The sequence below is a fragment of the Streptomyces barringtoniae genome (assembly GCF_020819595.1).
Taxonomy (GTDB): Bacteria; Actinomycetota; Actinomycetes; order Streptomycetales; family Streptomycetaceae; genus Streptomyces; species Streptomyces barringtoniae.
In genome coordinates, this window is the sequence record NZ_JAJHNP010000002.1 from 83,478 (window position 1) to 97,919 (window position 14,442).

The following is a 14,442-nucleotide window of genomic DNA, read 5'->3' on the forward strand; positions in this document are numbered from 1 at the left end:
CATGTCGACACGTCAAACTCCTGTCGCCGTCGTCGGGATGGCGGTGCTGCTGCCCGGAGCCCCGGGCCTCGACGCCTACTGGCGCAACCTGCGTGACGGAGTCGACGCGATCAGCGACGTCCCGGCGGACCGCTGGGACGCCGATTACTACCGGCCCGGCTCGGACACCGGACCCGCCGCCCCCGACTGGATCTACTGCCGGCGCGGCGGATTCGTGGACGGCCTCGCCGAGGTGGACGTCACCCGGTACGGCATCATGCCCGCCTCGGTGCCCGGCACCGAACCCGACCAGTTGATCGCCCTCGACGTGGCCGCCGCAGCGCTCGCGGACGCCGGCGGCGAGGAACGGCTCCCGGCTCGGGACCGGATCGGCGTGGCTCTGGGCCGTGGCGGCTATCTGACCCCCGGCCTGGTCCGCCTCGACCAGCGCGTGCGCACGGCCGGACAACTCACCCGCACCCTGGGCGAGTTGTTACCCGATCTCTCCGGGGCCCAACTCGACCGCATCCGCGCGGCGTTCACCGAACGACTCGGTCCCGACACCCCGGAGTCCGCGATCGGCCTGGTCCCGAACCTCGCCGCCTCCCGCATCGCCAACCGGCTTGACCTGCGCGGCCCCGCCTACACCGTGGACGCGGCCTGCGCCTCCTCCCTGGTCGCCGTGGACCAGGCGGTCACCGCACTCACCACCGGCCGCTGCGACCTGATGCTGGCCGGGGGAGTGCACCACTGCCACGACATCACGCTCTGGAGCGTCTTCGCCCAACTGCGCGCCCTGTCGCCGAGCCAGCGCATCCGCCCCTTCCACCGCGACGCCGACGGCATCCTCATCGGCGAGGGCACGGGCGTCGTCGTACTGAAGCGGCTCGCGGACGCCGAACGCGCCGGCGACCGGGTGTACGCGGTGATCCGGGGCACGGGCGTGGCCAGCGACGGCCGTACGGCGGGGCTGGTCGCACCGGACCCGGGCGGGCAGGCCAGAGCCGTGCGCCAGGCCTGGCGGGCCGCCGGGCTCGACCCCGCCGCCCCGGACTCCCTCGGCCTGCTGGAGGCGCACGGCACGGCCACCCCTGCCGGAGACGCGGCCGAACTCACCACGCTCACCGAGGTGTTCGGGCCCAGACGGGGAAAAGACCGTTGCCCCGTCCTCGGCTCGGTGAAGTCGATGATCGGCCACACCATGCCCGCCGCGGGGGTCGCCGGTCTGGTGAAGGCCGCCCTCGCCGTCCACCACGGCACTCTCCTGCCCACTCTCCATTGCGACGACCCCCACCCCGCCCTCGCCGCCACCCGCTTCCGCACACTGGAGCAGGCCCGCCCCTGGGAGACGGACGCCCGGCAACCGGTCCGCCGGGCCGCCGTGAACGCCTTCGGCTTCGGCGGGATCAACGCCCATGTGGTGCTGGAGGAGGCGCCGGGGGGTCGTTCGGTGCCGGGGGAGGCACGGTGCGCGCCCTCGCCCCGGCCGCAGGCTGCGCGGGCGGGGGCCGCAGGTGCAGGTGTGGCATCGGCGGGCGTGCCGCGCGCAGATGTGGCGACGGCGGTGACTCCGCGTGCAGATGAGGCGACGGCGGTGGCCCCGCGTGCAGATGTGGCGACGGCGGTGGCTCCGCGTGCAGATGAGGCGTCTGCGAACGCCGCGTGTGTCTCTTCCGCGCCGTCGGAGGTCGCTCCGGCCAGTCCGGTGTCGGAAAGGACGCCCGGCCCGGAGCCGGCCCCGGTCCCGGCTCCGGCCTCGGCGCCGGCCCCGGCCTCGGCTCCCGCCTCAGCCCCGGACCCAGCCCCGGCCCCGGCCCCGACGTCGGCCCCCGCCCCCGCCCGCGTCGCCGAGCCCGAGCGGATCCTCCTGCTGGCCGCTGACGGCGTGCCGGATCTCGTCGCCCTCCTGCGCGCCGACGACTCGGCCGTCCTTGCCGCCGGACTCGACCCGGACCTGTCGCACCCCGACGCCGGCCCGGTCCGCCTCGGGATCGTGGCCCCGACCGCCAGGCGGCTCGCGCTGGCGCGCCGGGCCGTCACCAAGGGGCGCGCCTGGCACGGCCGTAGCGATGTGTGGTTCCGGCCGGGCCCGCTGCTCGGTCCCGTCGGCGGCGGCAGATCGGCGTTCGTCTTCCCCGGCCTGGAAGGCGACTTCACACCCCGCACCGACGACATCGCCGCCCACTTCGGCCTCACCCCGCTGCCCGGCACCGACGTCCGGGTCGGTGACGTCGGACGGCACGGCTTCGGGGTCGTCGGTGTGGGCCGCCTGCTGGACCGGGCGCTGCGCGGCATGGGTGTCCTACCGGACGCGGTGGCCGGACACAGCGTCGGCGAGTGGACGGCCATGGTGGCCGGCGGGCTCTACGCGCCGGACCAAGTGGACGCGTTCATGGCCGGGTTCGACCCGGACACCGTCACCGTCCCCGGTCTGGCCTTCGCCGCCCTCGGCACCTCCGCCGCGCACGTCCGCGGCCTGCTCGCCGAGTCCTGGGCCGGCTCCGGGATCGTGCTCTCGCACGACAACGCGCCCCGCCAGTCCATGGTCTGCGGGCCCGGCGCGGCGGTCGAGGAGTTCGTACGGTCCCTGCGCGCGCAGGGTGTGATCTGCCAGGTGCTGCCCTTCCGCTCCGGATTCCACACGCCGATGCTGGAGCCGTACCTCGCGCCCATCAAGGAGGCCGCCGACCGCTTCCGGCTCCACCCGCCGACCGTTCCGGTGTGGTCCGGGTCGACCGCCGCGCCCTTTCCCCAGGCCGAGCGGGCGGTGCGCGAGCTGTTCGTGCGGCATCTGCTGGAACCCGTCCGCTTCCGCGAGCTGACCGAGGCCCTGTACGCCGCCGGGCACCGCGTGTTCGTCCAGGTGGGCCCCGGCCGTCTCACCTCCCTGATCGCCGACACCCTGGGCGACCGCGACCACCTGGCCGTCGCCGCCAACGCGCCCGAGCGCAGCGGTATGTCCCAACTGCGCCGCGTGAGTACGGCGTTGTGGGCTGCGGGTGCCTCCGTGGCACCGGCCCTGCCACCGCGCGCCACGACATCCGGACCCGCCGCGCCGTCATCCACTGCGCCGACCCGGCCCGCTGCGCTGTCATCCACTGCGCCGACCCGGCCCGCTGCGCTGTCATCCACTGCGCCGACCCGGCCCGCTGCGCTGTCATCCACTGCGCCGACCCGGCCCGCTGCGCTGCCGTGCACTGCGCCGACCCGGCCCGCTGCGCTGTCATCCACCGCGCCGGCCGCGCCCGCTGCGCTGCCGAGCACCGCAACGACCGCGCCCGCTCAGCCGCGACCCACCACGCCGGCCGCGCCCGCTGCGCCGCCATCCACCACGCCGATCGCGCCCGCTGCGCCGCCGCGCACCGCAACGACCGCGCCCGCCCCGCCGCCACCCACCAAGCCGACCCCGGCCGCTCCGCCGCCGCGCACGGCAGTGACCCCGCCTCCCTCGCCACCCCGCACCGCAGTGACCGCGTCGGCGCACCGGCGCCGCCGGCCCGTCCGGCTCGACCTCGGTGGCGCGCTCGTCTCGCTGGACGGCCCGGTACTCGACGCCCTCCGCGCCGAACTGCGGCCCGCCCCGTCCGTCGTACACCCCTCGCCCACGAGCCACCCGGCCAGCAACCCCGACCCCGGCCCAGGTCCCGGCCCTGGCCTCGGCCTGGGCCAACTGGACGATGTCGCCCCGCACTTCCCGGCAGCCGCCGAGCTCACCGCCCTGCTGCGGGAGACCGCCGACGCGGCGGCGGAGCTGATCACGGCGAGTGGCCGGCGCGACCGTAGAACCGCCGCAGGCACAGCCGCAGCGGCAGTTGCAAGTACCGCCACGGCCACCGCCGGCGCCCCCGCCCCCACGGCCGCTGCCCCGACGACCACCACCCTCCGCGTCTCCCCCCGCACCATGCCCTACCTCCTGGACCACTGCTTCTTCCCGCAGCGCCCCAAATGGCCGGAGATCGCGGACCGTTGGCCGGTTGTTCCGGCCACCACGATCGTCCGGCACATGATGGACGCGGCCGAGGCGGCGGCCCCGGGCAAGTGCGCGGTCGCCGTGCACGAGGCCCGTTTCGACCGCTGGCTCACCGCCACGCCCCCCGTCGACGTACCCGTCACCGTGACCCCGCTCCCCGGCCGTCCGGACCGCGTCACCGTCGCCTTCGGCCCCACGGCCCGCGCCACGGTCGAACTCGCCCCGTGCCACCCCGCACCGCCCCCGCCCAGCCCCCTCCCGGACGCCGTCGAGCGGCGCCCCGAGCACACCGCAGCCCGGATCTACCGGGACCGCTGGATGTTTCACGGCCCCGGCTTCCAGGGCCTGTCCGACCTCACCGCGATCGGCGAGCGGCACGTCCGGGGAGTGATCACCGCGCCCGCCGCCCCCGGCGCGTTGCTGGACAACGTGGGCCAGTTGCTCGGCTACTGGATCATGGCGACCCGTACCGAGCGGACCGTCGTCTTCCCCGTGCGGATGCGGCACCTGCGGTTCCACGGACCGCACCCGGCCCCCGGCACCGAGGTCGGCTGCGTGCTGCGGATCACCTCCCTCACGGACACCGTCCTGGAGGCCGACGCGGAACTCACCGCCGGCGGCCGGGTGTGGGCCGTGATCGGCGGCTGGCAGGACCGGCGCTTCGACAACGACCCCACCACCCGGCCCGTGGAACGCTTCCCCGAGCGCCACACCCTCTCCCGCGCCATGCCCGGCGGCTGGGCACTGGTGCACGAGCGCTGGCCGGACCTCGCCTCGCGCGAGCTCATCATGCTCAACTCGCTCGGCGGCGCCGAGCGGGCCGAGTACGCCGAACGCCCGCCGCGCGGACGCCGGCAGTGGCTGCTCGGCCGCATCGCGGCCAAGGACGCCGTACGGCAGTGGCTCTGGCAGCAGGGCGCGGGACCCGTCTTCCCGGCCGAACTGCGCGTGCACAACGACGAGTTGGGAAGACCGTACGTCACCGGCGTGCACGGCCGCGCCCTGCCCCCGCTGGGCGTCTCGCTCGCCCACCGCGCCGAGGCGGCCGTGGCGATCGTCCGGCCGCACACCCCGCGGCCCGGCCCCGGCATCGACATCGAAGAGGTCACCGAGCGCGACCCGGCGACGCTCGCCACCGCGCTCGGCCCGGCCGAACTCCGCCTGCTGCGCACCCACTCCGGCGAGGGCGGGGAAGAAGCCGTGTGGTTCACCCGGTTCTGGGCCGCCAAGGAGGCCGTCGCCAAGGCCGAGGGCGCCGGATTCGGCGGTCGCCCCCGGGACTTCGCGGTCCTGGAGGCCGCGCCGGACGGCAGCCGGCTGCTGGTCTCCGGCCGCCTGGAACGCGTCTACACCGTGCAGTGCGCACCGGTGGCCAACCCGCCCGCCCTGCCGCGGCGCACCTACGTGGCGGCCTGGACGACCGGGCCGGGAGCCGACGACGGACACCCCGACGACGGACCCCCCGAGGGCGGCCGGACCCACGAAGCAGCCGACGACGGACACCCCGACGAAGCAGCCGAGGAGTACCCCCGATGAACCCCACCCAGCCGGCCCCGGCGCAGCCCACCGCCGACACCGTGCTCGCCGACCTCACGGGCATGCTCCGCACGGTGCTGGCGGAGTACGGCGACGACGACGTGCTCATCGGCATGTCCACCACCTTCAACCGCGACCTGGAGCTGGAGAGCATCGACCTCGTCACCCTGGCCGGGCTGCTGGAGGAGCGCTACGGGCAGCGGGTCAACCTCGCCGAGTTCCTGGCCGGCATGGAGTTCGACGAGATCATCGAGCTGACCGTCGGCAGACTCGTGGAGTACGTCGTGTGGAGCCTGAAGACCACGCAGGCGGGCTGAGCCGTGGCCATGGTCGACGCCGGCGGGATCCGGCTGCACGTCCAGCGCACGAGGCCGGCCGACGGCCGCATCCCGCACGCCACCATCGTCCTGGTGCACGGGCTGCTCACGGACAGCCTGGCCAGCTACTACTTCACCGTCGCGCCCGCGTTCGCCGCGGCCGGCCTCGACGTCGTCATGTACGACCTGCGCGGCCACGGCCGAAGCGAGCGCCCGCCGCAGGGATACACCCTCGACCACAACATCGACGATCTGGAGGCCCTCCTGGACCGGCTGGCCGTCACCGGGCCCGTCCACCTCGTCGGCAACTCCTACGGCGGCACGATCGCCTTCGGCTTCGCCGCCCGCCACCCGGAGCGCACGGCCACTCTGACGCTGATCGAGTCCGAGCCCGCGACCGCGGCCTGGGCGGCGAAACTCGGCCGCATCCTCGACCGGGTCATGACCGAACTCGCCCACAACGAGCGCGACGCCCTCGCCTGGATCATCGCCCACCGCGGCCACAACACCGCCCGGCTGGCCAAGGGCGCGGCCCGGCTCGCCCGCGAGACCACCCTCGGCCGGGACATCCCCGCCAGCCGGGTGCTGACCGAGGCCGCGATCAGGGCCGTACGCTGCCCGGTCCTCGGCGTCTACGGCGGCGAGTCGGACCTCGCGGGCCTGGTCCCGCTGATGCGCGCGCTGCTGACGGACTACCGGCCGGTCGTGCTGTCCGGGTACGAGCACTCGGTGCTGGTGGAGGCGCCGGCCGCCGTGGGCGGGCACATCCTGGACCTGGTCGGCGCCGGGGCGGGGGTCGGATGAGCGCCTTCCTCTTCGTGGTGCCGCCGCTGACCGGGCACGTCAACCCGGCCGTCGGCGTCGCCGCCCGGCTGGCCGCGCACGGGCACCGCGTGGCCTGGGTGTGCGCGGACCCGGCGCTGGTACGGCGGCTCGCGGGCCCGGACGCGGAGGCGTTCGGCTGCGCCGGCCCGGTACCGGGAGCCGAGGGCGCCGTACGGCCGCCGGACCTGCGTGGCGCGGAGGCGCTGAAGTTCCTGTGGGAGCGGTATCTGCTCCCGCTCGCCGACGCCATGGCACCGGGTGTCAGTGCGGCCGTTGAGGCGTTCCGCCCGGACGTGGTGGTGGCCGACCAGCAGGCCTTCGCCGGCGCCCTGGTGGCCGAACGCCTCGGACTGCCGTGGGCCACCTCGGCCACCACCTCGGCGGAGTTCACCGGTGCCTACGACGGCCTGCCGAAGGTGGTCGCCTGGCTGCGACACCGGCTGAGCGAACTGCGCGCCCGCGTCGGCGACCCGTCCGGCACCGCCGACCCGCGCTTCTCGCCGCACCTCCTGATGATCTTCAGCACACCCGAACTCGTCGGCCCGCTGGCGCCGTTGGCCCCGCACGTCCACTACGTCGGCCCCTCCCTCGCCCACCGCCCGGCCGGCCCCGGTTTCCCCTGGGAACGCCTCGCCCAGCCCCGGGCGAAGGTCCTGGTGACTCTCGGCACGGCGAACGCCGACACGGGCGGCCGGTTCCTCGCCGAGTGCCTCACCGCGCTGCGGGAACGCGCCGACCGGGTGCAGGCGGTGATCGCCGACCCGGGCGGCACCCTCGCGGTGCCGCCGGGGGACAAGGACGTCCTGGTCCTTCCGTCCGTGCCCCAACTCGCCCTGCTGGAGCGGATGGACGCCGTCGTCTGCCACGCCGGACACAACACCGTGTGCGAGGCCCTGTGGCACGGCGTCCCGCTCGTCGTCGCGCCCATCCGGGACGATCAGCCCGTGGTGGCCGGACAGGTCGTGGACGCAGGCGCCGGTGTCCGGGTCCGCTTCGGCCGGGTCCGCGCGGACCGGCTGGGCGCGGCCCTCGACACCGTCCTCACCGATCCGGCCCACCGGACCGCCGCCGCCCGGATCCGCACCGCGTTCCGCGCGGCGGGCGGCGCCCGGGCCGCGGCGGCCCACCTCGAACAACTCGCAGCGGAGAGCCGATGAGCGACCCCAAGGACACCAGCAGCAGCGCAGCCAGGGCGGCCCGTGTCGCCGCCCTGCGCCCCGCCTACCAGAGAGACCTGGCCACCGGCACGGAACGGTTCTTCGGCGCCCGCCGCCCCGACTGCCCCTGGTGCGGCTCGGACCGGCTCGACACCCGCCTGCGCACGACCGACCTGCTCCAGCACAAGCCCGGCCGCTTCACCCTCGACCGCTGCGCCGACTGCGGCCACATCTTCCAGAACCCCCGACTGACCGAGGAGGGCCTGGAGTTCTACTACCGGGACTTCTACGACGGCCTCGGTGAACAGCGCATGAGCGGCACCTTCGGCGGCCGTGGCGCCATGTACCGGGCCCGCGCCGAGGCGGTACTCCCGCACGATCCCACCCCGAAGGCATGGCTGGACGTCGGCACCGGCCACGGCCACTTCTGCGCGACCGCCCGCACCGTCCTGCCCGGCACCGCCTTCGACGGGCTGGACTTCACCGACGGTGTCGAACTCGCCGCCCGCGCGGGCCGCGTGGACCACGCCTACCGCGGTGCCTTCCCCGATCTCGCGCCCGAACTCGCCGCCCGCTACGACGTGGTGAGCATGTTCCACTACCTGGAGCACAGCACCGACCCGGACCGCGAACTCCGCGCCGCCCACGAGGCCGTACGCCCCGGCGGCCACCTCCTCATCGAGGTGCCGGACCCGGAGAGCCGCTACGCCCGGCTGCTCGGCCGCTGGTGGCTGCCCTGGCTCCAGCCCCAGCACCTGCACTTCATGCCGGTCGCGGGCCTGCGGCAGCGGCTGACCGAGCGGGGCTTCACGGTGGTCGCCGAGCAGCACGCCGCGGCGCACGATCCGGTCGACCTGCTCGCCGCGGTCTGGCTGGCCCTCGACCACACCGCCCCGCGCGAGGACGCCCCCTGGCTGCCCGAGCCGCCCGGCGTCCTGCGCCGCGCCACGCGCACCGCACTCCTCCTCGCGGGCGTGCCGGCGCTCGTCACGGCGACGCTCCTCGACCGGTTCGCGATCCGCCCCCTGTCCCACCGCCTCGGCCTGTCCAACGCCTACCGCCTGGTCGCGCGCCGCGAGTGACCGGAACTCACAGCACCTTGGCGCGGATCAGCGCGGACAGCGTCAGGGTGCCGGGCAGCAGCGGCACCCAGTCGGTCAGCACCCGGTAGCCGATGACCGTCGCGGTGGCCACCGCCGGTGCGGAGCCGAAGGTGACCAGCGTCCACACCAGTGCCGCGTCGACCGCGAACCCGCCCGGCGCCGGAACCGCGCCGACGGCCGTGCCCGCCGCGAGATAGGCGAGCACCACGTGCGTCCAGGGCAGTCCCAGCCCGAGCGAGGCACCGACACAGGCCAGGGTGGTCCCCTGCACCAGCGGCATCGCGACCGCCCCGCCCCACAGTGCGGCCACCCGGCAGGGCCGCGTGTGCACCTCCCGCGCGTCGGCGAGGGCGGAACGCAGCAGCCCGGTCACCGGCCGCCGCAACGGTCGTACGACCGTCAGCAGCACCCCGGCCACCGCGACGACCCCGCCGGCGACGGCGGCGACCGGGACCAGCAGCCGTCCGTCCGGGACCAGATCCCCGAGGCGCCGCCAGGCGGGCGACGCGGCGAGGAACACCAGCAGCACCACGGTCTTCGCGCCGGACTTGGCCAGCGAGTACAGCCCGATCGAGGCGGTGGCCCGGGCCGGCGGCACCCCGCGGGCCCGCAGAAAGCGCAGGGTGACGGCATGGGCACCGAGCCCCCCAGGCAGCGCGTGGTTGGCGGCACCGGCGGCGAACTGCGAGGCCAGCAGCAGCCCCGGGGGCACCGGGTCGGGCAGGGCGCCCTGCCTGACGCACGCGGCCGCCACACAGTTCAGGCAGGTGAAACCCGCCCCGGCCAGCAGCCACCCCGGGTCGGCCGCGACCAGCCGCCGGACCCCCTCGTACATCACCGGGCGGTTGGCGGCGGCCCAGCCGGCGGCCAGCAGCAGGGGAGCCAGGCACAGCGCCAGCCGCAGGTGCCGGGCCGCGAGGGGCGACGCGGGCCGGGGAGCGGCCTCGGGAGCGGGGTCCGGCAGATCACCGGAGCCGACGGGGAGCGGATCCGCCGTCCGGGGACACGGCGGGGAGGGGAGCGAAGGGGACGGAGACAGTGAGGACACGGGGACGTCGTCCTTCCGCAGCGGGTCCCGCGGCGGGGACCTGGGGAGGCGGGTCGGGCGATACCGCGGGGAGCCTTCCCCTCCCGCGTGACACGGGGATGTCCGAAAACCGAAGGCGCGAGGGCGGGACGGTGCCGCCGGGCGGGTGCGCGCAAGCCGCCGTTCACCGCCGACCAGGTAGCCTTCCCTTGGGGCGCGCTTTACATGCGGCGCCCCGCACGGCAAGGACAGCGACAGGGGAGGATCCCGCGGTGCACGTCCAGGAATGGCTCGACACGGTGCCCGCGGCCGCCGTCTACGCAGTGGTGGCCCTGGTGATCGGTCTGGAGAGCCTGGGCATCCCACTTCCCGGAGAGATCATCCTGGTCTCGGCGGCGTTGATGTCCTCCCAGCACTCGGGCATCAATCCGGTCGTCCTCGGCGCGTGCGCGACAGCGGGCGCCGTGATCGGCGACTCGATCGGCTACGCGATCGGCCGCAAGGGCGGCCGCCCGCTGCTGGCCTGGCTGGGCAACAAGTTCCCGAGACACTTCAGCGAGGGCCATGTGGCCACCGCCGAGCGGTCGTTCGAGAAGTGGGGCATGTGGGCCGTCTTCTTCGGCCGCTTCATCGCCCTGCTGCGCATCTTCGCCGGCCCGCTCGCGGGCGTCCTGCACATGCCGTACTGGAAGTTCCTGATCGCCAACGTCCTCGGCGGCATCTGCTGGGCGGGCGGCACCACGGCCGCCGTCTACTACGTCGGCGTGGTCGCCGAGGGCTGGCTGAAGAAGTTCTCGTACGTGGGGCTGGCCGCGGCGGTGGTGATCGGCGTGGCCACGATGCTGATCATCAAGCGCAAGGCGAAGAAGGCCCAGCAGGAGGCGGACCGAGCGGCAGAGCCCGTGAGCGCCGGGGAATAGGGCGCCCGACAGGCGCGCGGGAACTGCGCGAGCAACCCCCGGTCACCCGCACCCGCACCCGCACCCGCACCCGCGAAGGCGCCTACCCGTGCACCTCGTGGTGCGCCTTCGCCAACTCCGCGTACATGGTGCCGTTGAGGGTGACCCCCTGCCGTTCCTCCTCACTCAACGGCCGCTTGACCTTGGCCGGAACCCCAGCCACCAGCGACCCGGGCGGCACCACCATCCCCTGCGGCACCAGAGCCTGAGCGGCCACCAGCGACCCGGCGCCGATCACGGCCCCGTTCAGGACGGTCGCCCCCATCCCGATCAGGCAGTCGTCCTCGACCGTCGCCCCGTGCACCACCGCGTTGTGCCCGATGGACACCCGCTCACCCACGCTCACGGGAAACCCGGGATCCGCATGCAGGGTGACGTTGTCCTGCACATTCGCCTGCGCACCCACGGTGATCCTCTCGACATCCCCGCGGACCACGGCCCCGTACCAGACGCTGGCCCCCGCGTGCAGCGTGACGTCGCCGATCACGGAAGCCGTAGGAGCCACGAACGCCTCGGGATCGACCTGCGGCTCCTTGCCACCGATGCCCACGATCAGCGCCTGCTGTGTCATCACCGTCTCCTCGCATCCGTAAGTACCCCGCACGGTACGACAAAGGGTGGGGCAAAGATCACAGCAGCCCACCCTCTCGCCGAAGGCAACCGATGAGTAACGTAAGCCCGTGCCGAAGCCCAAGAACACGTTCTCGTCCTGGCGCCGCCGCCTCGCCCAACGCGCGGTGCACGCGGCCTGGGCCTGGGCTCAGCGCACGGGCTCCGTCACCGCCGATCACCCCGGCCGCCTGAAGTTCGGCGCGATCGGCGAGGCCACCCGGCTCGCCTTCCCGCTCGGCACGGTCTTCGGCGAGCCCTGGATCCACCTCGGCTCGCACTGCATCATCGGCGAACAGGTCACACTGACCGCCGGCCTGATGCCGGACCTCGACCTCGGTCCGGAACCGATCCTGCGCATCGGCGACGGCGTGGTCCTCGGCCGCGGCAGCCATGTCATCGCGGACACGACGGTCACCATCGGCAGCGACTGCTACTTCGGCCCGTACGTCTACGTCACCTCCACCCACCACTCCTACGACGACCCGCACCAGCCCATCGGCAGGCAGTGGCCGCGCATGGAGCCGGTGGAGATCGGTCCCGGCTGCTGGATCGGCACCGGCGCGGTGATCCTGCCGGGCGCGCGCATCGGCCGGAACGTGGTGGTGGCGGCCGGTGCGGTGGTCCGGGGCACGGTGCCGGACCACGCCGTGGTGGCCGGGGCGCCCGCCCGGGTCGTCCGCCGCTGGACGGCCGAGCAGGGCTGGCAGCCGCCACTCAGGACGCCCACCCCGGTCCCCATCCCGGAAGGGACGACACCGGAGCAGCTGAGGGCACTGGCGGAACTGGACGAGGACGTGGTGACCCGCCTCGCGCAACTGGAGCCCGAAAGCTGACCCGTCCGGGCTGGAGCCTGCGGGCTGACCCGTCCGGGACGGGAGCCCGCGGCCTGGTCGCCCGGGACGGGAGCCCGGGGGCTGGGTCGGCCGGACGGTAATCTGCGGGCCGGTTCGGCTGGGGCTGGAATGTGCGGGCTGGGTTGGCCGGGATGGGAATCGCGGGGCTGGCTGGGCCTGGGCGGGAGTCCGCAGGTCGGCTTGGCCGAGACTCGCCCCGCAGACCGAACCGCCCGGGACGGGAGCCTGTGGGCCGGCCCGCCTGGGACTGGAGCCTGCGGGCTGGGCTCGGGCGGGATGGAAATCTGCAGGGCTGGCTCGGCAGGGGACTCGACCCGCAGGCTGAACCGCCCGGGACGGGAGCCCGCGGGCTGGATCGGTCGGGATGGGGGCCTGCGGGCTGGCCCGCCCGGGACGGGAGCCCGCGGTCTGGCTTGGCCGGGACTGCAGCCCGCAGACCGGCTCGGCCGGGACGGGAACCCGCGGGCTTGGGCGGCCGGGACCGGAACCCGCAGGTTGACCCGGACCCGGACTGGAACCCGCAGGTCGGTTCAGCCGGTCGCCAGTAGCAGTGTGCCGAGCAGCGCGAGCCCCGCGCCCGCTGCCTGGATCGCCCGCAGGCGCTCGCTGAGGAAGCCGCGCGCGGCCAGCGCGGTCACCACCGGGTACAGCGAGGCGAGGACGGCCGCCACGGTCACCGGGCCGTGCTGGGCGGCCACGGCATAGGTGCCGTTGGCGGCCATGTCGGCGAGCCCGACGAAGGCCAGCGCGGGCAGCGAGGCCCACGGGAAGCCGCCCTCCGGCACCGCCCGGCCGCCCCGGCGGACGGAGACGGCGAGCGCGGCTCCGCCGACCGCGACGTTCGTCAGCCGCTGGACGAACAGGGCGAGGAACAGGCCCGTGACGGTGGTGGAGGCCTCCGTGATCAGCGCGAAGACCGTGCCGAAGCCAAGCGCCGCGACCAGCGTGAGCAGGATCGTCCGCCGTTGTACGGGGGCCCCGCGCAGCTGCGGACCCCCCGCGAGGACGACCCCCGTGACGGCGACCGCGATGCCCGCTACCTGGAGCATTCCGGGCCGCTCGCCGAGGACGAGGCCCACACCGACCGGCACGGCCACGCTCAGTGTCGCGAGTGGCGAGACGACCCCCATGGGGCCTAGCGCCAGGGCCTTGTAGAAGGAGAGCAGGGCCACCGGACCCACCAGCCCGGCGGCGAACGCGAACCACAGGAGGGGCCCGGCCTCGCTCCATCCGCCGGTCGCGACGACGATCGCGCCGAGGACCGTCGTCGCGATGGCCTGCGAGACGACCACGACCGTCAGCGCGGGCGTACGCCGGGTCAGCAGTCCGCCGCCGAAGTCGGCCAGTCCCCACAGGAGGCTGGTGGTGAGGGCGAAGAATGCTGTCAAGGCCGGCCTCGCAGTACAGTTTGGTGAACGATCAGGTACACCCCACCGTAGTTCAGGCAAGTGAACTCTGCCATCCCATATATTGAACCCACTATGGAACCCTCACCGTTGGACGTGATGTGTCGGACCTCGACCTGCTGACCCAGTCCCTGGCGCGCAACGTCAAGCGCTGGCGCACCGAGCGCGGCTTCACCCTGGACGCGCTCGCCGCCCGTGCCGGCGTCAGCCGCGGCATGCTCATCCAGATCGAGCAGGCCCGGACGAACCCCAGCATCGGCACCGTCGTCAAGATCGGTGACGCGCTCGGCATCAGCATCACCACCCTGCTCGACTACGAACAGGGCACCACCGTCCGCATCGTCCCCGCCGAGCAGGCCGTACGGCTGTGGCACACGGACGCCGGCAGCTACAACCGCCTCCTCGCCGGCACGGAGGCGCCCGGTCCGCTGGAGATGTGGGACTGGCGGCTGATGCCGGGCGAACAGAGCCCCTCAGAGCCGCACCCGGCGGGCACGGTGGAACTGGTCCATGTCACCGCCGGCGAGCTGACCCTGACCGTGGACGGCGTGAAGCACCTGGTGCCGACCGGCGCGAGCGCCACGTTCGAGGCGAGCACCTCGCACACCTACGGCAACGAGGGCGACGTACCGATGGAGATGGTGATGGCCGTCTCGGTACCGCCCGTGCGCTGAACGGCACCGCGGAGGCCTGTTAG

Annotated in this window: 11 protein-coding genes; 8 read left to right on the forward strand and 3 right to left on the reverse strand. The window is 74.4% G+C overall.

From position 1 onward, the window contains the following. Position 1 precedes the first annotated feature (1 nt). The 5 genes from LMU33_RS02700 to LMU33_RS02720 are packed head-to-tail and all read left to right on the forward strand — an operon-like array spanning position 2 to position 8,866. Entirely contained in the window at positions 2-5,485 is a 5,484-nt protein-coding gene (locus LMU33_RS02700; RefSeq protein ID WP_228617007.1) for a type I polyketide synthase, read from the forward strand. Next, positions 5,482-5,802, forward strand: a complete 321-nt coding sequence (locus tag LMU33_RS02705; RefSeq protein WP_228617009.1) for an acyl carrier protein — start codon at positions 5,482-5,484, stop codon at positions 5,800-5,802. The genes LMU33_RS02700 and LMU33_RS02705 overlap by 4 nt, the downstream gene beginning before the upstream one ends. A gap of 9 nt (positions 5,803-5,811) precedes the next feature. Next, positions 5,812-6,606 carry an alpha/beta fold hydrolase gene (locus tag LMU33_RS02710; RefSeq protein ID WP_249813298.1) on the forward strand — a complete coding sequence of 265 codons (795 nt, stop codon included), beginning with the start codon at positions 5,812-5,814 and terminating at the stop codon, positions 6,604-6,606. After that, positions 6,603-7,784, forward strand: a complete 1,182-nt coding sequence (locus LMU33_RS02715) for a glycosyltransferase (RefSeq protein WP_228617013.1) — start codon at positions 6,603-6,605, stop codon at positions 7,782-7,784. Before LMU33_RS02710 ends, LMU33_RS02715 begins: the two co-directional genes overlap by 4 nt. Beyond that, positions 7,781-8,866: a class I SAM-dependent methyltransferase gene (locus LMU33_RS02720; RefSeq protein WP_228617015.1), complete on the forward strand. Its 1,086-nt coding sequence runs from the start codon at positions 7,781-7,783 to the stop codon at positions 8,864-8,866. The genes LMU33_RS02715 and LMU33_RS02720 overlap by 4 nt, the downstream gene beginning before the upstream one ends. A gap of 7 nt (positions 8,867-8,873) precedes the next feature. Here LMU33_RS02720 and LMU33_RS02725 read toward each other — a convergent pair whose 3' ends face one another. Beyond that, positions 8,874-9,935, reverse strand: coding sequence for a lysylphosphatidylglycerol synthase transmembrane domain-containing protein (locus tag LMU33_RS02725; protein ID WP_372477859.1), 1,062 nt, complete (start codon positions 9,933-9,935; stop codon positions 8,874-8,876). A 251-nt stretch (positions 9,936-10,186) separates the two neighbouring features. Between LMU33_RS02725 and LMU33_RS02730 the strand changes: the two genes are divergently transcribed. Further along, complete coding sequence (locus LMU33_RS02730) at positions 10,187-10,834, forward strand: DedA family protein (RefSeq protein ID WP_228617016.1); 648 nt, start codon at positions 10,187-10,189, stop codon at positions 10,832-10,834. Between the two features lie 82 nt (positions 10,835-10,916). On the opposite strand, the gene LMU33_RS02735 is transcribed toward LMU33_RS02730, so the two are convergent. Then, positions 10,917-11,444 (reverse strand): gamma carbonic anhydrase family protein, encoded by a 528-nt coding sequence (locus LMU33_RS02735; RefSeq protein ID WP_228617018.1) that lies wholly within the window; start codon positions 11,442-11,444, stop codon positions 10,917-10,919. Between the two features lie 109 nt (positions 11,445-11,553). Here LMU33_RS02735 and LMU33_RS02740 point away from each other — a divergent pair, with 109 nt between their 5' ends. Then, positions 11,554-12,318 (forward strand): acyltransferase, encoded by a 765-nt coding sequence (locus LMU33_RS02740; RefSeq protein ID WP_228617020.1) that lies wholly within the window; start codon positions 11,554-11,556, stop codon positions 12,316-12,318. Positions 12,319-12,869: 551 nt separating this feature from the next. Here LMU33_RS02740 and LMU33_RS02745 read toward each other — a convergent pair. Further along, entirely contained in the window at positions 12,870-13,727 is an 858-nt protein-coding gene (locus tag LMU33_RS02745; RefSeq protein ID WP_228617022.1) for a DMT family transporter, read from the reverse strand. A 119-nt stretch (positions 13,728-13,846) separates the two neighbouring features. Between LMU33_RS02745 and LMU33_RS02750 the strand changes: the two genes are divergently transcribed. Continuing rightward, entirely contained in the window at positions 13,847-14,419 is a 573-nt protein-coding gene (locus LMU33_RS02750) for a helix-turn-helix domain-containing protein (RefSeq protein ID WP_228617023.1), read from the forward strand. Positions 14,420-14,442: the final 23 nt, after the last annotated feature.

Coding starts and splice junctions, on each gene's coding strand:
- LMU33_RS02700 (WP_228617007.1), top strand. CDS start 2: ATGTCGACACGTCAAACTCCTGTCGCCGTCGTCGGGATGGCGGTGCTG.
- LMU33_RS02715 (WP_228617013.1), top strand. CDS start 6,603: ATGAGCGCCTTCCTCTTCGTGGTGCCGCCGCTGACCGGGCACGTCAAC.
- LMU33_RS02720 (WP_228617015.1), top strand. CDS start 7,781: ATGAGCGACCCCAAGGACACCAGCAGCAGCGCAGCCAGGGCGGCCCGT.
- LMU33_RS02710 (WP_249813298.1), top strand. CDS start 5,812: ATGGTCGACGCCGGCGGGATCCGGCTGCACGTCCAGCGCACGAGGCCG.
- LMU33_RS02705 (WP_228617009.1), top strand. CDS start 5,482: ATGAACCCCACCCAGCCGGCCCCGGCGCAGCCCACCGCCGACACCGTG.
- LMU33_RS02735 (WP_228617018.1), bottom strand. CDS start 11,444: ATGACACAGCAGGCGCTGATCGTGGGCATCGGTGGCAAGGAGCCGCAG.